The sequence below is a fragment of the Sphingopyxis sp. 113P3 genome (genome assembly GCF_001278035.1).
GTDB lineage: Bacteria > Pseudomonadota > Alphaproteobacteria > Sphingomonadales > Sphingomonadaceae > Sphingopyxis.
Window position 1 is genome coordinate 3,524,252 of the sequence record NZ_CP009452.1, and the last position, 18,303, is coordinate 3,542,554.

General features: G+C 64.6%; 18 protein-coding genes. 8 read left to right on the forward strand and 10 right to left on the reverse strand.

The window, feature by feature from the left end; translation table 11 throughout:
* Nucleotides 1-11 precede the first annotated feature (11 nt).
* Nucleotides 12-1,160 (reverse strand): cytochrome d ubiquinol oxidase subunit II, encoded by a 1,149-nt coding sequence (gene cydB, locus LH20_RS17005; RefSeq protein ID WP_053555248.1) that lies wholly within the window; start codon nucleotides 1,158-1,160, stop codon nucleotides 12-14.
* 12 nt (nucleotides 1,161-1,172) lie between these two features.
* Nucleotides 1,173-2,759, reverse strand: a complete 1,587-nt coding sequence (locus tag LH20_RS17010; protein ID WP_007405998.1) for a cytochrome ubiquinol oxidase subunit I — start codon at nucleotides 2,757-2,759, stop codon at nucleotides 1,173-1,175.
* A gap of 91 nt (nucleotides 2,760-2,850) precedes the next feature.
* Here LH20_RS17010 and cydD point away from each other — a divergent pair, with 91 nt between their 5' ends.
* Together cydD and LH20_RS17020 are read left to right on the forward strand one after the other, a co-directional pair.
* Nucleotides 2,851-4,431 (forward strand): thiol reductant ABC exporter subunit CydD, encoded by a 1,581-nt coding sequence (cydD, locus tag LH20_RS17015; RefSeq protein ID WP_053555249.1) that lies wholly within the window; start codon nucleotides 2,851-2,853, stop codon nucleotides 4,429-4,431.
* Entirely contained in the window at nucleotides 4,428-6,062 is a 1,635-nt protein-coding gene (locus LH20_RS17020) for an amino acid ABC transporter ATP-binding/permease protein (RefSeq protein WP_053555250.1), read from the forward strand. The genes cydD and LH20_RS17020 overlap by 4 nt, the downstream gene beginning before the upstream one ends.
* On the opposite strand, the gene LH20_RS17025 is transcribed toward LH20_RS17020, so the two are convergent.
* The 4 genes from LH20_RS17025 to LH20_RS17040 form a co-directional block, all read right to left on the reverse strand.
* Nucleotides 6,047-7,795, reverse strand: a complete 1,749-nt coding sequence (locus tag LH20_RS17025) for a chloride channel protein (RefSeq protein WP_053555251.1) — start codon at nucleotides 7,793-7,795, stop codon at nucleotides 6,047-6,049. The two genes, LH20_RS17020 and LH20_RS17025, sit on opposite strands and share 16 nt — an antisense overlap.
* Before the next feature lie 3 nt (nucleotides 7,796-7,798).
* Nucleotides 7,799-7,993 carry a hypothetical protein gene (locus LH20_RS17030; RefSeq protein WP_053555252.1) on the reverse strand — a complete coding sequence of 65 codons (195 nt, stop codon included), beginning with the start codon at nucleotides 7,991-7,993 and terminating at the stop codon, nucleotides 7,799-7,801.
* A gap of 78 nt (nucleotides 7,994-8,071) precedes the next feature.
* Nucleotides 8,072-8,446 carry an ArsR/SmtB family transcription factor gene (locus tag LH20_RS17035; protein WP_012049924.1) on the reverse strand — a complete coding sequence of 125 codons (375 nt, stop codon included), beginning with the start codon at nucleotides 8,444-8,446 and terminating at the stop codon, nucleotides 8,072-8,074.
* Nucleotides 8,443-9,108: a peroxiredoxin gene (locus tag LH20_RS17040; protein ID WP_012049925.1), complete on the reverse strand. Its 666-nt coding sequence runs from the start codon at nucleotides 9,106-9,108 to the stop codon at nucleotides 8,443-8,445. The genes LH20_RS17035 and LH20_RS17040 overlap by 4 nt, the downstream gene beginning before the upstream one ends.
* A gap of 106 nt (nucleotides 9,109-9,214) precedes the next feature.
* Here LH20_RS17040 and trxC point away from each other — a divergent pair, with 106 nt between their 5' ends.
* From trxC to LH20_RS17070, 6 genes are all read left to right on the forward strand, one after another.
* Nucleotides 9,215-9,658 (forward strand): thioredoxin TrxC, encoded by a 444-nt coding sequence (gene trxC, locus LH20_RS17045; RefSeq protein WP_012049926.1) that lies wholly within the window; start codon nucleotides 9,215-9,217, stop codon nucleotides 9,656-9,658.
* A 209-nt stretch (nucleotides 9,659-9,867) separates the two neighbouring features.
* Nucleotides 9,868-10,512, forward strand: a complete 645-nt coding sequence (locus LH20_RS17050) for a peroxiredoxin (RefSeq protein ID WP_012049927.1) — start codon at nucleotides 9,868-9,870, stop codon at nucleotides 10,510-10,512.
* Between the two features lie 80 nt (nucleotides 10,513-10,592).
* Nucleotides 10,593-11,513 (forward strand): MBL fold metallo-hydrolase, encoded by a 921-nt coding sequence (locus tag LH20_RS17055; protein ID WP_053555253.1) that lies wholly within the window; start codon nucleotides 10,593-10,595, stop codon nucleotides 11,511-11,513.
* 4 nt (nucleotides 11,514-11,517) lie between these two features.
* Nucleotides 11,518-12,306, forward strand: a complete 789-nt coding sequence (locus LH20_RS17060) for a sulfite exporter TauE/SafE family protein (RefSeq protein WP_053555254.1) — start codon at nucleotides 11,518-11,520, stop codon at nucleotides 12,304-12,306.
* 29 nt (nucleotides 12,307-12,335) lie between these two features.
* On the forward strand, nucleotides 12,336-13,196 hold the full coding sequence (locus LH20_RS17065; RefSeq protein WP_053555255.1) for a class I SAM-dependent methyltransferase: 861 nt from the start codon (nucleotides 12,336-12,338) through the stop codon (nucleotides 13,194-13,196).
* Nucleotides 13,197-13,223: 27 nt separating this feature from the next.
* Entirely contained in the window at nucleotides 13,224-13,472 is a 249-nt protein-coding gene (locus LH20_RS17070) for a hypothetical protein (RefSeq protein ID WP_053555256.1), read from the forward strand.
* On the opposite strand, the gene LH20_RS24060 is transcribed toward LH20_RS17070, so the two are convergent.
* The 4 genes from LH20_RS24060 to LH20_RS17090 all read right to left on the reverse strand — a co-directional run bounded on the left by LH20_RS24060 (nucleotide 13,466) and on the right by LH20_RS17090 (nucleotide 18,219).
* Nucleotides 13,466-14,119, reverse strand: coding sequence for an energy transducer TonB family protein (locus tag LH20_RS24060; RefSeq protein WP_152523616.1), 654 nt, complete (start codon nucleotides 14,117-14,119; stop codon nucleotides 13,466-13,468). The genes LH20_RS17070 and LH20_RS24060 overlap by 7 nt on opposite strands.
* 68 nt (nucleotides 14,120-14,187) lie before the next feature.
* Nucleotides 14,188-16,413, reverse strand: coding sequence for a TonB-dependent receptor (locus tag LH20_RS17080; protein WP_053555257.1), 2,226 nt, complete (start codon nucleotides 16,411-16,413; stop codon nucleotides 14,188-14,190).
* A 65-nt stretch (nucleotides 16,414-16,478) separates the two neighbouring features.
* Nucleotides 16,479-16,877 carry a hypothetical protein gene (locus LH20_RS17085; RefSeq protein ID WP_235527008.1) on the reverse strand — a complete coding sequence of 133 codons (399 nt, stop codon included), beginning with the start codon at nucleotides 16,875-16,877 and terminating at the stop codon, nucleotides 16,479-16,481.
* A 145-nt stretch (nucleotides 16,878-17,022) separates the two neighbouring features.
* Nucleotides 17,023-18,219 carry a tyrosine-type recombinase/integrase gene (locus tag LH20_RS17090; protein WP_235527009.1) on the reverse strand — a complete coding sequence of 399 codons (1,197 nt, stop codon included), beginning with the start codon at nucleotides 18,217-18,219 and terminating at the stop codon, nucleotides 17,023-17,025.
* Nucleotides 18,220-18,303 lie beyond the last annotated feature (84 nt).

The following is an 18,303-nucleotide window of genomic DNA, read 5'->3' on the forward strand; positions in this document are numbered from 1 at the left end:
AGTCGTTCCTTTCAGTAATAGTCGGGGTTGGTGTCGACGTCCCGCAGCGTGATGCGGCCGAACAGCACCTTATAGACCCAGGCCGTGTAGATGAGCACGATCGGCAGGAAGACGACCGTCACCGCCAGCATGATGAACAGCGTCACATGGCTGGACGAGGCGTTCCACACCGTCAGGCTCGAGGCCGGATCGATCGAGCTGGGCAGGATGAAGGGGAACATCGAGAGGCCCACCGTCGAGATGATACCCACGGCGCCGATCGACGAGCCGCCGAACGCCAGCGCCTCGCGGCCCTTGCGGATGCCGATCCATGCCAGCAGCGGCCCCACGAAGCCGATAATGGGCGCGATCAGCATCCACGGATATGCCCGGTAATTGTCGAGCCAGGCCCCCGGTGCCGCGACCGTTCCCGACAGCAGCGGGTTAGAGGGGCCGAACGGATCGGCGCCGTGCGTCAGGCGAAAGCCATAGCCCATGGTGGCGATCATCACTCCGCCGAGCGCGAACAGCAGGATCGAGGCGATCGCCGCGACCTGTCCGAAGGTGCGGGCGCGATCGTGGACCGCGCCGCGCTCGATCTTGATCGCGAGCCAGCTCGCGCCGTGCAGCACGATCATCGCGACCGAGAGCAGGCCGGCGACCAGCGAAAAGGGGTGGAACAAGCCGAGCAGGCTCCCCTCATAGAAGGAGCGCAGATCGGTATCGAGGCGGAAGGGAATGCCGGTCAGCACATTGCCGACCGCGACGCCGAACACCAGCGCGGGCACGAACCCGCCGATGAACAGCGCCCAATCCCAGCGCGAGCGCCATGCGGCATCGGGTTTCTTCGAGCGATATTTGAACCCCACGGGCCGCAGGATGAGCGCCGCGAGGACGAGGAACATCGCGAGGTAGAAGCCCGAGAAGCTGACCGCATAGACGAACGGCCATGCCGCGAAGATCGCGCCGCCTCCGAGGATGAACCAGACCTGGTTCCCCTCCCACGTCGCGCCGATCGAGTTGATGACCATTCGGCGTTCGGCATCGGTCTTCGCGACGAACGGCAAAAGGGCGGCAGTGCCAAGATCGAAGCCGTCCGTCAGGGTGAAGCCGATCAGGAGGACGCCCATCAGGAGCCACCAGATCAGCCGGAGCGTTTCATAGTCGATGGGAGGTGCCATGACCTGTTCTCCTTATTCGGCAGGAATGGGAGCGTAGCCGTTCGGCGACGCTAGTGCCGGCGCAGGCGCGCGATGCTCGTCAGGCCCCTTGCGGATAGCCGCCAGCATCAGGCGCACTTCGATCACCGCGAGAGCGCCGTAGAGCAGCGTGAAGCCGACGATCGTCGTCCAGAGCTGCGCGACGGTCAGGCTCGAGGCGGCAAGGAATGTTGGCAGCACGCCTTCGATCGCCCAGGGCTGGCGGCCGATTTCAGCGAGCAGCCAGCCAAATTCAATCGCGATCCACGGCAAGGGAATGATCCAGACCGCTGCGCGCATGAAGGTGCGGCAAAAGCCGTTGTCGCAGCCGAAACGCCGCACCGACGCCATCCAGAAGGCGGCAGCGAAGAAGGCGATGAAGAAGAAGCCGAGGCCCGCCATGACGCGGAAGACCCAGAACATGACGGGCACGTTCGGCACAGTCGACCATGCCGCCTTCTCGATGTCCTGGGGCGTCGCCTGGCGCGGATCTGCAACGAAGCGCTTGAGCAGCATCGCATAGCCGAGATCGGCCTTGGCTTCCTCGAACTCAGCGCGGGCGGCCATGTCGTTCTGATTGACCTTCAGCCGCTCAACCGCGTCATAGGCCTTGATCCCATGTTCGATGCGATCCTGCGCCTTGGCGACCAGCTCGAAAATGCCCGAGACTTCGCCGGTCAGGCTGCGCGTGGAGATCAGGCCCAGCACATAGGGGATCTTCACTTCATAGCGGGTTTCGCGCCCTTCCAGGCTTGGGATGCCGAAGATAGCGATACCCGCAGGAGCCGGCTCGGTGTGCCACATGGCTTCGAGCGAGGCGAGTTTCATCTTCTGGTTGTCGGTCAGCGCATAACCGCTCTCGTCGCCCAGCACGACGACCGATAGCGAGGAGGCTAGGCCGAAGGCCGCCGCTACGGTGAAGCTGCGCTTTGCGACGGCAACCCACTTGCCCTTGAGCAGATACCAGGCCGAGATGCCGAGCACGAAGACCGAGGCGCAGACATAGCCGGCGCTTACCGTATGCACGAATTTCGCCTGCGCGACGGGGTTGAACAGCACCGCCATGAAGTCCGAAACTTCCATCCGCATCGTCGCGGGATTGAAGCGGGCGCCGGTCGGATGTTGCATCCAGCCATTGGCGATCAGAATCCACAGCGCCGAGAGGTTCGATCCCAATGCGACCATGAAGGTGGTGAAGAGGTGGGCCTGCTTGGACAATTTGTCCCACCCGAAGAACATGAGGCCGACGAAGGTCGCCTCGAGGAAGAAGGCCATCAACCCTTCGATGGCGAGCGGCGCGCCGAAGATGTCGCCGACATAGTGGGAATAGTATGACCAGTTGGTGCCGAACTGGAATTCCATGGTGATGCCGGTGGCGACGCCGAGCACGAAGTTGATACCGAACAGCTTTCCCCAGAAGCGCGTGACGGTGCGCCAGATCTCGCGGCCCGTCATCACATAGATGCTCTCCATGATGACGAGCATGAAGGAGAGGCCGAGGGTCAAGGGGACGAAAAGAAAGTGGTAGAGTGCCGTCAGCGCGAATTGCAGCCGGGAGAGTTCGATCACGGCCATGTCCATGGCAAGACTCCTTGCATTCCGGCCCGGCTTGTCATGCTTGCCTTGAGTCGGTTGAAAAGATTATGATTAGCCATTACTCGTAACTGAGTATATGAGCAACCGATTTGATCGACGGGGCGCGGCCCTTTTCTGGACCGCCGATAGCGGCGCGGCAATCCTTGTGGCGGGCGCGCTTGCTGCCGGCGTGGCGGCGGCGGCGCGTGGAGATCATGACGCTTTGCTGCTCGACGTCAGCGGATTGATTGTGGCCGCTGTGCTGCGCGCGGCGATACAGATCGGTGCGACCGACGCCGGCGAGGCCGCGGCGGTCCGTGCCAAGACAAGCTGGCGGAATCGGGTCTATCCCCGCATCCTCGTCGCGGCGCCGGGAGATCGCCGGATGCTGGGTGAGGCGGTGGCCGATGCTGTCGACCGGATCGAAGACCTGGGCGGCTTCCATGCCCGCTTCCAGCCTCTCCGCCGCGCGGCGGTCCTGTCGCCCCTCGTCATTGCGGTTGCCGCCGCCTTCGGAAGCTGGGTGGCCGGTGCGATCATGCTTGCGACGCTCGTGCCGTTCGCGCTTGGCATGGCGCTCGCCGGCACCGCCGCCGCGCGCGCCGCTGCCCGCCAGCTCGACGCATTGAGCCGCCTGTCCGGCCTGTTCGTCGACCGCGTGCGTGCGCTCCCCGTGATCGTCGGTTTCGGCGCGCAGGACCGCATCGGCCGCCATCTTGCCGACGCCACCGGCGAGGTCGCGACCCGCACGGTCGACGTGCTGAAGATCGCTTTCGTCTCGAGCGCCATCATCGAATTCTTTGCCGCGCTCTCGGTGGCGCTGGTCGCGCTCTATTGCGGCTTCAACCTGCTGGGCATCCTCCCTTTCCCCGCGCCTGAGACGCTGACCCTGGGCCAAGCCCTGTTCGTTCTCATCCTCGCGCCCGAATTCTACCTCCCCATGCGCCGCCTCGCAGCCGCCTATCATGACAAGCAGGTCGGAAAGGCCGCGGTCGAACGCCTGGAAAAGATCGCTCCCCCGTCCCCGGCTTCCTCCCCTCGCGCGATCGAGGCTCCGCCCGCGCTGCGCTTCGACGGCGTGGTCATCGACTATGGCGAGACGGCTATCGGTCCGTTCACGCTGGACGTCGCGGCAGGCACCACTTTCGCGCTGCGCGGAGCTACCGGCATCGGCAAGTCCAGCCTGCTGCACGCGCTGCTAGGGCTTGCGCCCATCGGCAGGGGACGGATTCTCATCGACGGCCGAGACGCGGCAACCGTCGCGCTTCCCGGCCATATAGGCTGGGCGGGACAATCGGTCGCGTTCATCCCCGGAACGCTCGCCGACAACATCCGCCTTGCGCGCCCGGAAGCCGACGACTCCGAAGTTGAAGCTGCTGCCCGTTCTGCCGGGCTTGGACCGATGATCGAGGCGCGCGGGCAAGGCATGTCCCTGCCGCTCGACCACCGTGGATCGGGTCTGTCGGGAGGCGAGCGCCGCCGCGTCGGCGTCGCAAGAGTGCTTCTGAAAGACGCGCCGCTCTGGCTGCTCGACGAACCGACGGCGGATCTCGATGCGAGGTCGGCGGCTGACATTGCCGGGATATTGGCTTCGGCCGCCACGGGCCGCACGGTCCTCATGGTGACGCACAGCGCCGAGCTGGCCGCGATCGCCGATAGCGAAATGGTGCTGGCATGAGCCGCGCGGATATGGACCGGCTACTGGCCGAAGCCATCGCCCCCGAGCGCCGCGCTTTCCGCATCGCCGGCGCGCTCGCCGCCGCCGCGACGATCGCCGCGGTCCTGCTGCTGGGCCTGTCGGGATGGTTCATCACCGGCGCCGCGCTTGCCGGCCTTGGCGGGGTGCTGGCTGCGCAGGGCTTCAACTATCTCGTGCCGAGCGCGATGATCCGGCTGCTCGCGATCGTCCGGACGACGGCGCGCTATGGCGAACGCCTTTATGGCCATCGCGCAGCCTTGATGGCGCTCGCCACGGTCCGCGCGCGCCTGTTCGACCGCATCCTGTCGGTACGCGATGTGCGGGCCGTATCAGCGGGCGATACCGTGACCCGGCTCGTGCAGGACATCGGCGCGCTCGAAGACAGCCTGGTCCGCAGGCCCGCGCTTCCCGCCGCCCTTGCCGGCGCGGTGATCGGCCTCGTCCTCGCATGGCTTGCCAGTCCCTGGGCCAGCCTTGCCTTGCTGGCGCTGATCGCCGGCCTCGCCTTGTGGGCGAATCTGGCGACGCCCCGTTTGCTCACGATCGCCGCCACTGACATTGCGGCGGCGCTGGCGCGATTGAAGGCTGGCATGGTCGATTATGCGTCGGCCTCGCCCGAAATCCTGGCCTATGACCTGGCCCCGGCGATCGAGCGGAGCCTTGCCGTCGAGACGGCCGAACTGGACCGGGCACGGCGCCGTTTCGCGCGCGGCGAAGCGGTCATCGACGCCGGGCTGACCCTTTGCGGGGGTATCGCGATGGGCGCGGTCCTCGCGATCTCCAACGCCCCTTTGCCCATGACGGTGCTCGCCGTGCTGGCATCGGCGGGCGCGATCGAGGCCTTGTCAGGCTATATTCGGGGTGTGTCGCGGGGCGCGCTGGTGACGGCCGCCCTCGCGCGATTGGAGGACATGGCGGGGCCGCATAGTGCTCCCATCCCGGCGAAGAGTGCATCCGGGCCGATCGGGCAGAGCATCGCCCTGGATCGAGGTGGTGTGCATGTGCGGCTCGAATCTGGCGAGCGCCTGGGGATTGCTGGACAATCCGGCAGCGGCAAGACCAGCCTGCTCGAAACGCTGGCAGGCATTCGTCCGCCGGATCGGAATTCAGGCATTTGCCTTGATGGTCAGCCTATCGAGGCGCTGCCGCCTGAGACGGTGCGAGCGGCCTTCGCGCTCTCGCCGCAGGATGCGCAGCTCCTGTCGGGAACAGTGCGTGACAATCTGCGTGTCGCCCGCTCTGGCCTCAGCGATGAACAGCTTTGGGCAGCGCTGGAAGTGGCCTGCCTCGCGGTTGACGTCCGCACCATGCCGCACGGGCTTGACCAATGGGTCGGCGATGGCGGCGCGCGCCTGTCGGGCGGGCAACGCAAACGATTGTCGATCGCGCGCGCGGTCCTCGCGGCGAAGCCGTGGCTGTTACTCGACGAGCCGAGCGAAGGCCTCGACATGGTGACGGAAGCGCGGCTTGCACGCCGGCTCGACACCTGGCTTCGCGATACCGGAACCGGCCTTGTCGTCGTGAGCCACAGGGGAGCGTTGCTGGCGCTTGCCGGCAAGGATGACGGGTCGATCCTTGAGATCGGCGGCTCAAGTCAATCCTCGCCGTAGAGTTCGCGCTGCGCCCGATCCAGCTCGTCGGCATAGCGTTTGCGGACATAGCGTTCAGTCAGCATTCCCACGATCCGGCCCTGAGCATCGACCACGGCAAGATCGTCGGCCGCGCTGCTGTCGAACAGCTCCATGATCGGCACGATCGACATATCCGGCGAAAGCGTGACATCCTTGAGGATTGCGAAGTCGGACACCGGCCTTTCGGTCTGCGCCGGATCGGCGAAGGCCGCCGCCGTGGGAACGAGGCCCGCATAGTGACCCTGTTCGTCCTGAAGCAGCACGCGGCTTGTCGAACCGAGCGGGAAATGCTCGCGAAATGCCTTGACCGGCATCGCCGGCGACGCGGTGGCGGGCGCGGTCCGCATCATGCGCCGCGCGGTGAGCGTTCGCATCCAGCCAATATCGCGCGCGCTGCGAACCACCTCGCCACGCAGATGCAGGCGCCAGGTGGAGAAGGAATAGCCGAACCGCTCGCGGACTAGCGTGCTCGAACAGAGCGCGGCCGTCAGCACGACCGCCGTGATCTCGAAATCATGCGTGGCTTCGAGAACGAGGAAGGACATGGTCATCGGGCCACCGACGACCGCGGCCGCCAGCGCGGCCATGCCGACCAGCGAAGCATCCATCGGCGACAGGGGAATGCCATCGGGGACGAACGCCCACAGGCGCGCGAATATCTGTCCCAGCACCGCGCCGAGAAATAGCGAGGCGAAGAACAGACCGCCCCTAAAGCCGAAGCCGAGGGAGACGATCGACGCGAGCGACTTGAGCGCGAAGATCAGGATCAAGGCGCCCAGCGCGATATTGCCGGCGATGGTCAGGTGCAACGCGCCGTGACCTGCCGACAAGACATGCGGTGTCGTGAGCGCGAGCGGGATCAGGATAGCGCCGCCCAGAGCGGGCCGCAGCCATTCGGGAATCGCGGTGCGCCGAACCCCCGCTTCCGCGAGCGAGACGAGCCGCATGATGGCGATGCCGAGCAGGGCCGCGATCAGCCCCAGCCCTGCGTAGAGGATATAGTTCGCGGCCGAGAGATGCTGGCTGCTTTGCGCCGCGATCAGATAGGGGGTTGCGCCCAGCGTCCTGGCGGTGATGACCGCGGAAATCGTCGCAGCCACGACAGGGGCGATGCTTGCCGGGGTATAGGCGCCGATAACGATCTCGAAAGCATAGAAGGCGCCGGTCAGCGGCGCGCCGAAGGCGGCCCCGATCGCTGCGCCCGATCCGGCGCCGACCAGCACACGCAGATCGCCGCGCCTCAGATTGAGCCATTGTCCGATCAGCGAGGCGATGCCGCCCCCGGCCTGCGCATAGGCGGCTTCGAGGCCGACCGATGCACCAAAGCCGTTCGAGATCAGCGTTTGTCCGCAGACCATCGTGGTATCGCGCAGGGGAATCCGCCCGCCATGAAGCGCGTTGGCTTCCACGACGTCGATCGAGGTGCGTTTCTTGCGGCGTGTGAACAGCACTAGCGCACCCAGCACCAGGCCGCCGATCGGCAGCGCCAGCAAGCGAGCGGGCGAAATCGAGACGAGGCCGCTCAACCGGAGGTCCGTGCCGAGGCCGTAGAGCAGCGATTGCATGATCCAGGCGGCTTTGCCCAGAAGCGAGGCCAACAAGCCGGCAAGGATACCGACGCCGACCGAAAGCAGGATCAGGCTGGCTTCGCTGGACCGGAACAGCCGCCGCGCCGCCGATACGAGGGCGGTCGCCCGTATCAGACCAGCCACGGATCAGGGCGTCCAGCTTGGAGCGTCGCTCGCCGGGAAAGACTCTATGCCCGCTTCCTCGACCGGATCGAGCGGTGCGGCTTCCTTGGGCTTGCCGCTCTTCCCGGTGTTGCCCGCACCGGGCTTCTTGCGGCCCGCTTTGGGCGGTTTCTCTTTTGGATCGTCAGGCTTTGCGCCCTTGCCGGAATCCTGCGTCATCCTGCGTCTCCTATGATGGCCGGTGTCCGGGGACGAAGCGGCCGATCCGATGTCCCCCAGCCTATCAATGACGCGCGATCACAAGATCCGGGCGAAGGTTGCAGCCGATCCCCGTGCGCGCGACCCCGCGCCTTTCACGCCGGGCTGCACGTCCTTCGCGGAAATGCCCGACAAGGCGCAGAGCAGCTTTGCCGTGCTTTCCAGCGCATCCGGCGCGAGGCTGTAGAAGACCAGCTTAGCATCGCGGCGCGTCTGCACCAGCTCCGCTTTGCGCAGGATGGCAAGCTGTTGCGACAGGCCCGGTTGGCCGATGCCGGTCATGGTTTCGAGTTCACCGACTGACTTCTCGCCATTCTCGAGCAGCGTCCGCATGAGCTTTAGCCGCACGTCATGTCCGAGCGCCTTCAGAATGTCGGTGATCGCATCGAGTTCGCTATCGGTGAATGTCGTCACTTGCCTGCCTTTTTGTGCTTGTCGGGCCGCGTCCGGTGGAACCAGCAGGCATCGCCTGCCGCATCGAGCGCGGAATCCTGATCCTGATAGGGCGGGAGCAGCACGTCATCGCCAGGGCGCCAGCCTTCGGGCGTGACCACATTGTCGCTGTCGACCATTTGTAGCGCGGCGACGACGCGCAGCAGCTCCTCTACCGAGCGGCCAATAGTGGCGGGATAGCAGAGCTTGGCGCGAACGATGCCGTCGGGGTCGATGAAGAAGGTCGCACGGAGCGTCGCCGCGTCGGGCGCATCGTCGGCGATCATTCCGTAAGCACGGCCGATGACCATCGAGGGATCTTCGACTATCGGAAAACCAACCGTGACACCGAAATGCTCATGGATCGCCCGTATCCATCCGAGGTGCGAATAGAGGCTGTCGACCGAGATCGCGACAAGCGCGCAGTTGAGCGCTTTGAACCGCTCCCCGGCGCGCGAGAGCGCGACGAATTCACTGGTGCAGACGGGCGTGAAGTCCGCAGGGTGGGAGAACAGCAACACCCAGCGGCCGCGATAGTCGGACAGGCTCATTTCGCCCAGGGTCGTGCGCGCCTGAAAATTGGGCGCGGCATCGCCGATCTGGACCGGCGAACAGACGCCACTCTCATTTGCGCTGGGATTCAAATTTCCTACTCCTGAAGGGAGGCAAGTCTTGAACCCCCTTTCTTACACGGTTACATCATGCGGGTAAACGATTAAGCAGCGATAGCGTTCCATAGGAGATGTCCGCATGTCCGAGTCCCAGCTTGTGGTTTGCCCGGTCTGTGCGAGCATCAACCGGGTTCCGGCTGCGAAGATCGGCGCTGCGCCCAATTGCGGGCGATGCTCGATGCCGCTGTTCCAGGGCCAGCCTGTCGATGTCGACGCCACCGCCTTCGACCGCCATGTGGGGCGCGGAAGTCTGCCTGTTCTCGTGGATTTCTGGGCAAGCTGGTGCGGGCCGTGCCGCGCGATGGCCCCGGCGTTCAAGGCGGCCGCCGCCGAACTGGAACCGCATGTCCGTCTGCTGAAGGTCGATACCGAGGCCGAGCAGGGCATATCGGGGCGCTACCGCATCCAGTCGATCCCGACGCTGATACTCTTCAAGGGCGGCCGCGAGATCGCACGTCAGGCCGGGGCGATGGACCGCGCGCGACTCGTCGCATGGGTAAGACAGGCTCTCGCCGCCGCCTGATTCGGGCCGCGATCACCCTATAAATTAGATTAAATGATGCTTTGAAGCGTTTGCGCGCCCGCTTTTGCGCGCCGCGAATCCGGCCTTTGCCGCCGCTTTCGGAAAAGATTGAAAAATCCGATCAGAGGAATTAGGTTTATCGTGTTCTCACGATTAATAGAAATGTGTATCTAATGTCTGTCACCCGCTCACTCACAGGAGACGATAAAATGACAGACGTGGCCGCCCCCTCCATGCCCCGGATCAACGAACCGGCGCCGGCCTTCAAGGCAAAGACCACCCACGGCGAACGCTCGCTCGACGATTACAAGGGCAAGTGGCTGGTCCTCTTCTCCCACCCCGCGGACTTCACCCCGGTCTGCACGACCGAGTTCATGGGCTTCGCAAAGGCGGCCGATCGCTTCAAGGCGCTCAATTGCGAGCTGCTGGGCCTCTCCATCGACTCCGTGCATTCGCACATCGCCTGGATGCGCAGCATCGAGGAGAAGTTCGGCGTCGAGATCACCTTCCCGATCATCGACGACCTGTCGATGAACGTCGCCAGGGCCTTCGGCATGATCCATCCCGGCGCGTCGGACACCTCCGCCGTGCGGGCGACCTTCCTGATCGACCCCGAAGGCGTCATCCGGGCAATGGTCTATTACCCGATGTCGAACGGCCGCTCGGTCGACGAGTTCGTCCGCCTGCTGACCGCGCTTCAGACGTCCGACGCGAACAAGGTCGCGACGCCCGAAAACTGGCAGCCCGGTGAACCCGTGATCGTGCCGCCGCCCGCGACCGCCGAGGCCGCCAAGGCGCGCAAGGACGAGGGCTACGACTACACCGACTGGTATTTCAGCAAGAAGACACTCTGAGCCGGTCGGGCCGGCTTCGCGCGCCCCTCCCCCTTAGCGCGAAGCCGGCACACCCGCTTATCGAATGAAAGGACAAGGCCATGACCGATCCGCAAATCCGTGAAGCCGCCCGCATTGTCGAGGCCGCGAGCAATGCGCGGCCCGCGGTCATCCGCAGCTTCTTCGACGAGAACACGTTCACCGTGACCCACGTCATCTCCGATCCCGCGACCGCCAAGGCTGCGATCATCGACAGCGTGCTCGATTTCGAGCCGGCTTCGGGGCGCACGTCCTTCGCGTCGGCTGACAAGGTGATCGACTATATCCATAGCGAAGGTCTTGAGGTCGAATGGCTGCTCGAGACGCACGCTCATGCCGACCATCTCTCAGCCGCGCCCTATCTTCAGGAGAAGTTGGGAGGCACGCTCGCGATCGGCCGTCATATCCTCACAGTGCAGGAGGTGTTCGGCAAGATCTTCAACGAGGGCACGCGTTTCGCCCGCGACGGCTCGCAGTTCGACCGCCTGTTCGATGACGGCGACCGCTTCAAGGTCGGGTCGATCGAGGCGATCGCGTTGCATGTTCCCGGCCACACCCCCGCCGACATGACCTATGTGATCGGCGATGCGGCGTTCATCGGCGACACGCTGTTCATGCCCGACTATGGCACGGCCCGCGCGGACTTCCCCGGTGGAGACGCCCGCACGCTTTTCCGGTCCATCCGGCGCCTGCTCTCGCTGCCCGATCAGACGGGCTTGCATCTCTGCCACGACTACAAGGCCCCTGGGCGCGACACCTATGCCTGGGAGACGTCGGTGGGAGAGGAGCGCGAACATAATGTCCATGTCCGCGATGGAGTGAGCGAGGACCAGTTCGTGGCCATGCGCGAGACGCGGGACGCGACGCTCGGAATGCCCCGGCTGATCCTGCCGTCCATTCAGGTCAACATGCGCGGCGGTCACATGCCGGAGCCGGAAGACAACGGCACCAGCTATCTGAAGCTCCCGGTCAACACGCTGTAAGGCCATGACGCTCGAACCTGTCCAATATCTGCTCGGAGCCGGATCGGGTTCGCTCGTCGGCTTCACGCTCGGCCTCGTGGGGGGCGGCGGGTCGATCCTCGCCGTCCCCCTCATGGTCTATCTCGTCGGCGTCGCCTCGCCCCATGTCGCGATCGGCACCAGCGCGCTCGCGGTTGCCGCCAATGCCGGCGCCAATCTCGTTCCCCATGCCCGTCAGCGCACGATCAAGTGGCGCTGCGCGGGCATGTTCGCCGCCGCCGGCGTCGCGGGGGCCTATGCCGGATCGACGCTCGGCAAGGCCTTCGACGGCCAGAAGCTGCTGTTCCTGTTCGCGCTGTTGATGATCCTGGTCGGCGCACTCATGCTGAAGAAGCGCGGCGATCCCGGCAATCCCGATGTCCAGTGCCGCCGTGAGAACGCGCCCAAGGTGATTGGCTATGGCAGCGCCACCGGCCTGTTCTCCGGTTTCTTCGGCATCGGCGGGGGCTTCCTGATCGTTCCGGGGCTGATGGCTTCGACGGGGATGCCGATGCGCAATGCCGTCGGATCGTCGTTGGTCGCGGTAACGGCCTTCGGTCTTACGGCCGCGCTCAACTATGCCTTTTCCGGGCTGGTCGATTGGGGACTTGCCGCGGTGTTCATCGGCGGCGGCATCGTCGGCGGTATCACCGGCGCAGCACTTTCGCACCGGCTGTCGGGTCACAAGGGCGCGCTCAATACGATCTTCGCCCTGCTGATCTTCGTGGTCGCCGCCTACATGCTGTGGCGCAGCGCGGCCGCAATCTGGAATTGATTTTTCGCAACTATGATGGGAGGACTTTGATGGACGATGCTGGCGAGAATCTGGACAGCCTTGCCGCGCATGATTGGGCAGGCCAGGCAGGCACGCGCTGGCTCGCCCAGCTCGACCGTTTCGAGAGCATGATCGAGCCGATCGGCAAGGCGCTGCTCGCCCAGGCCGCCTATACCGCCAGCGAAACGGTGGTCGACGTTGGGTGCGGCGGAGGCTGGACGACCCGGCAGATCGCCGCGGCCGTCGGGAATACCGGATTTGCGCTGGGCCTCGACATATCGGCCGATCTCGTGGCGGCCGCGAGCGAACGGGCAACGCGCGCAGGCCTCGCCAATATCCGCTTCGAGCAAGGCGATGCGGCGATAGCCATGCCGGAGGAAGCGCCGTTCGATCGGCTGTTCTCGCGCTTCGGCTCGATGTTCTTCGCCCAGCCATACCCTGCCTTCGCCAATCTGCGCCGGATGCTCCGCGAAGGCGGGCGGCTCGACATTGCGGTCTGGGCGCCGGTCGCCGAGAATCCCTGGCAGCGCAGCATCATGGGAGTCTTCAGCGAGCAAATCGACTTGCCGACGCCTCAGCCGCGTGCGCCGGGGCCATTCGCGCTGGCCGAACAGGACTATGCGATCGACCTTCTGCAAAGCGCGGGATTCTCCGACATCAAGTTCGATGTCTGGACCGGCGATCAGCGCATTGGCGGACCCGGCAGCGATGCCGAGAGCGCCGCGCGTTTCGTGCTGGACGGAATGCACATCGGCGATCTCGTTCGGCCGAGCGGCGCAGAGGTGCGTGAGGCCATTCAGCGGGATCTTGCCGCGCTGTTCGAGCGCAACCGCGACGATGACGGCGTTCGCATGGGCGCCAAGGCCTGGCTGGTAAGCGCCAGCGCGTGATCGGCATATCTGGGGGAGGACGACATAATGGATAGAAAGAAACTGTCGCTGCGACTGAAAGCGGGCGACGCGGGCAATGAGGCAATCCTGACCGATGAAATCATGACCGCGCAGGCGCTTCTCGAAGAACATGGGCCGCGAGCCGGACAAGTGCTTGTCGACGAAGCACAGGCCGCCATCAAGGCCGGGGACGACAGCCGCGTATCCTATCTGGAAAGGGTGCGTGTCGCCACGTTGACGATCGAGGACGTGCCGCCCGCTCAGCGCCCTCAATGAAAGCTGAAGGGGATCGTGAAGACGAGCTGGTCCCCTTCCACCGTCGCGGGAGGCGGTGGAAAGGGACCAGCATTGCGGACCGTCCGGAGCGCTAAACGATCCAGCGCCGCGTTTCCGCTGGATGCCGCAAGCTCGACGGAAATCAGTTCGCCGGCACGACCGACGGCAAAGCGCACCATGGCGACGCCGGACAGGTTTAGCCCCCTGGGCTTGCGCGCTGAAATTCGTGCCCAGAGCTGACCCTGATAGGACGCGAGCACGCTTTCGGCCTTGCTGTCAGGGGCCGGCGCAGGATCGACGGCAAAATTGGTCCGCGAAGGCCCGTCGATTGAAGGCATCAAGGGCGTCGGTGGCGACGTCGATGACAGCGGGGCACCCACCGGCGAAGGCGCTGGGGCGGCCGCCTGCTTCCTCGTTTGCGCTGAAGCGATTGCCATTCCAGATTGCGGATCGGGCGGCCGCTTGATCTCACGCGGCCGAGAAGGCGGCACAGTGGGAGGCGGCGGCGTTGGCGTGAACAGTGTGAAGCTGCTCACTTCCCGGCGCGACACCGACGACACCAAGCCTGAAAGATTGGCGTCCAGAGCTACCAGCAAAGCCAGGCAGCACGTTGCAGCAGCCAGACCCGCGCCCAAACGCTGCGACAAGGCGGGGGACAGGCCATCGCCTGTCCCCCGCCCCTGCACCAAGGATTTTCGTTCCGAACGCATTGTCGTCAGAACGAGATCGTGACGCCTGCGTTGACCGACCGCCCCCGGCCCGGGACCGGGCGAAGAACGCCGGTCGCCTTCAGATCCCCGAGCGACATCCCGCCGAGCGGAGCATAATAGGCCGCGTCGAACAGATTGTCCGCGCCGAGCGTCAATCGCACATTGTCGATGCGATAGGCCAACTGGACGTCAAGCAGCGCATAGCTTCCCGTTCGCGGTTCATTGCGGGTCGGATCGACACGATCCTTCTCGCCGACGACGGTCAGGTCAATCCGGGTTTCCAGTCCGCCGATCCTATGTTCCAGCCCCAGCGCCGCGTTGAACGGCATCTGGTGATAGAGCGGTCCATGGTCCGCCAGGTTCTCGCCATGCAACCAGCTCGCGCGCGCGGTCAGTCGTGCGCTTCCTGCCGATGAGGACGACCAGAGCGGGACGGCGGCCGACAGGTCGATGCCATAAATCTCCGCCTTCTGGTTGGCGAATTGCAATTGATCGAAAGCGGTCGGTCTGCCCGCCGTGTCGGTAAAGTCCGCCAGCTTCACGGCGTCGATATAGTCGTCAACATGAGTGAAATAAGGCGCGATCTTCAGCGACCAGCCATCCTTGCCGCCGCCATGAACCGACAGAGCGGCGCTCAGCGTATCCGCCTTTTCCGGGCGAAGCGCGAGGTTGCCGACATAGCCATTCCCGTCCCCGAACCACCCGATCATCCGGCTCGCCATGCCGCCGCGGCCCCAGCTATACCGTTCGTAGATATTCGGCGAACGCACCTTCCGGGCATAGCCGAACTCGATTTCCGCATGAGGCGACAGCGCATATCGAGCAAGCAACGTGCCGCTCCAATTGCTATCGTGCCGCTTGCGGTCGGCTGCATTGAACGCGGCGGCCGCCATCACGTCGGCCATCTGCATCATTCCGGTGCCGTAGGGCGCGACCGTCCCCGTATTCATCCAGACCTGATCGTTGCGGATGCCGGCGACCAGCGTGAACCCGCGATCCCAGCTCTTTTCCCATTCGAGGAATGTGCCGAGACGATCGCGCTTCCCCCCGTTGACGTTGATGAAAGCATTCGGCCCCATCATCATGTTTCCCGCGACGGGCGGCCAGAAATCGTTGAGCCACTGGTGTTGGAATTCATTGCCGAGACGCAGCGTTCCGGCACCGCCCAGCAGGATTTCGGCCTGGACCGCGTATCCGGCGCTATGGACTTCGGTGTTCATCGGCATTCCGCCAGTAGCCGTCCCACCCTTATCGGCGAGAAAGTTCATGGCATGGTCGGTGTCGCGCCAACTCGCCCGCACATCGAGATTGCCCCAATCGAAGACGCCTGCATAGTGCCCGTTCAGGAACCAGGACTTGTTGGACGTCATGTCCATATATTGGTTGGGAAACCCCTCGTAGGGCGCGAAATGATAGCCGCCCTTCAGCTCGACCAAGCCGCTGCCGACCTGCGCGACCAGGCTCAGGCTGTGATCGGTCTTTGCATATTCGCTCGATCGCACGATGCCCAGCGATCCACCGCCCTTGAAATTGTCGGCCTGGGTATAGGAGCCATTATAGGTCAGGCTCATCTTGTCGCTCGCGGCCGTCATTGAAAGCGAACCGCCGAAGCCATCGCCATTGCTGCGATAGAAGGCCGAGATTTCACCTGTCAGCAGCGTATCGCCCTGTTTCGCGAAGCGGGGCGGAGCGCTCTCGACGCGGATGATCCCGCCGATGCTGTCGCCGCCATAGCTGACCGGCGAGACGCCCGTAATGACGTCGATCGCACCCACGGTCTGCGGATCGGTATAGGACAGGGGCGGATTCATATCGTTCGGGCAGGCCGAGGCGATCGCCACGCCGTCGACGAGCACGGTCAGGCGCTGCGCCTCCAAGCCGCGGATCACCGGCAGGGTCGAAAAGCCCCCGGCGCCGAAGCCGCTGACACCTGGCACGCTTTGAAGAATGGCGGCAGTATCACTCGAGCCGGCCTGAAGGTTGCGGAGGCGAGATGAGGAGATCCTTTCGCCCGATCCCGTCGACGGCGCTTCGCTGGCCGAGTCCACATCGACCTCCGGCAGCACAATGCCATCCTGTGCAAAGGCCGGCGAGAGCGGGCAGCAGGCCAGCGCTGCGACGAAGGCGGGGGCAGCAATATCGCGTGCCAGGCGGGTCTTGAAAGCGGTAGCGCCGGCAGAAGCACGCGCCACAGGTGCCGCGCGCCGCGCGGCAAAATGCAAATTCGTCATGTCGGAATCCTGATTCACATGGGACGCCCGATTGGGCGCCGTTCAACGCGGAAATGTTGAGTGAATCAGGCGGAGGGTGGCCCAATCGCGGGCGGGCGAAGATAGATACCGCGCCAGAGGACTATACGCGGCGGAAGGCGGAAACCCGTCGCGATGATGAAAGCGATCGCGATCGCCAGCAGAAGCGCGTCGGTCGCCGCGAGTGTGGGCGAGGACAGTCCGGAGAAGGCGCAGGGCGCTTCCGCCTTTTTGTGCTCCCCATGGTCATGTTCGCCGGTCTTGCCCGGCAGCTCCAAGACGATCGTCTGCGGCCCTTGACCCGAGCAGAGCTGGACGAGGATCACACCATTCGAGGCGACCGGCATGAAACCCGCGGGCACCAGGGCTTTTACGATCAGCGTGGCGCCCAGAAGCAACGCGCACAGCCAATGATGCCGGCCAAGGAAATTGCGGGTCTCAGTCACGTCGCGTCGTCTATGCTGATATTGCCACTATGTCGAGAATACGACACGCTGAAAAGTTTAACGGCCATGTTCGTCGGATTGCAGCGGCTGTCATTTGATGGCATCGACACATGCCCTTTGCCCGGGTCGAGCGGCTCACCGAAGTTCATGCCGCAAGCTGGAGTTGTGTCGATTTAGCCGCGCCCTCCGCAAGCAGCCGTTCGATCTCGTCGGACGTTCGCCGCACGGCGAGCTTGAGCGCCTCGTCGATGTGGATGTAGTCTTGGGTGACGTTCTGCGAGGCATGGCCAAGCATGGCGCGGATCGTCAGCTCCGAGAAACCGAGATCGCCCGCCACGCTGCCGAAGGTGTGGCGCAGCGTGTGCGGCGTAATGCCCTCTATCCCCGCCAGCTTGGCAACGCGCTGGAGGCAGGCGCTGACTGCGGTGAATGGCCCCCGCCCGACTTCCGAGGGGAAAGCGTGCGGATTGCCCACGATCACCGGCTGGCTCTCGACGGCCTTGACGGCCGCAGGGCCGATCGCACGAATCTGCGCGCCGCCCTTGGTGTCGGGGAATGCCACATAGCCGCCGGCTCCATTGACCCAGGCTCGGTGCATCGCTTGGCCTTCCTCACGGCGGTATCCGGTCAGCAAGAGCGTGCGCAGCACGCCGAGGGCGACAGGGTTTTCGCCATTGCGCTCCGCATAGGCCATCGCCTTGCCCATCAACACTATCTCGGCGACGTTCAGGCGCCGGGTCTTCTTCTTACCGGCCAGCTTCTTCGCTCCCTGCGTCGGGTGAGCGTCCAGCAGGCCCTTATGCTTTGCATGCCCGATGATGGCCTGGAGCGTGCCGACGCAGCGCGCCGCCACACCGGCGCCGCCGGTCGCCATGCCGCCCCGGCCGCCGCTGCGCGGCTTCGCCGTCTTCCCGTCCTTCACATCGGTCTGCATCTGCTCGACATCAGCGATCGTCAGATGCTTGACGATCCGCTTGCCCAGGAGCGGCTTGATATGCGTCTTGATGCGGCTCTCATCCATGTCGAGCGACGATTTCTTGATCGGCAGGTTCTTGCGGCCGAGGATGTTGCCCGCCCGAGCCTCGGTCAGATACCAGTCGCACATCTCCTCGACCGTCATTCCCTTGCGCGCCTGGCGAACCTCATCGGCGGGGTCTTCGCCGCCGATCACGGCCGCCAGCTTGAGCTTGGCCTGGTCGCGTGCCTGATCGACCGTCAGCACGCCATAGCGCGCGATATTGATGCGGCGCTTGATGCCCTCGGCGTTGCGATACTGGACGATGAACGTCTTGAGGCCGGACGGCAGCACGCGCACGCCGAAGCCTGTCCAGCCCGGACACATGGGTAACGTCGTCTTGTCTTATGACTTTTCTGGCGGTTGTGGGCATTAAGGGCTGCCCGATCCGGGGTGGCCACCCCGGATCGG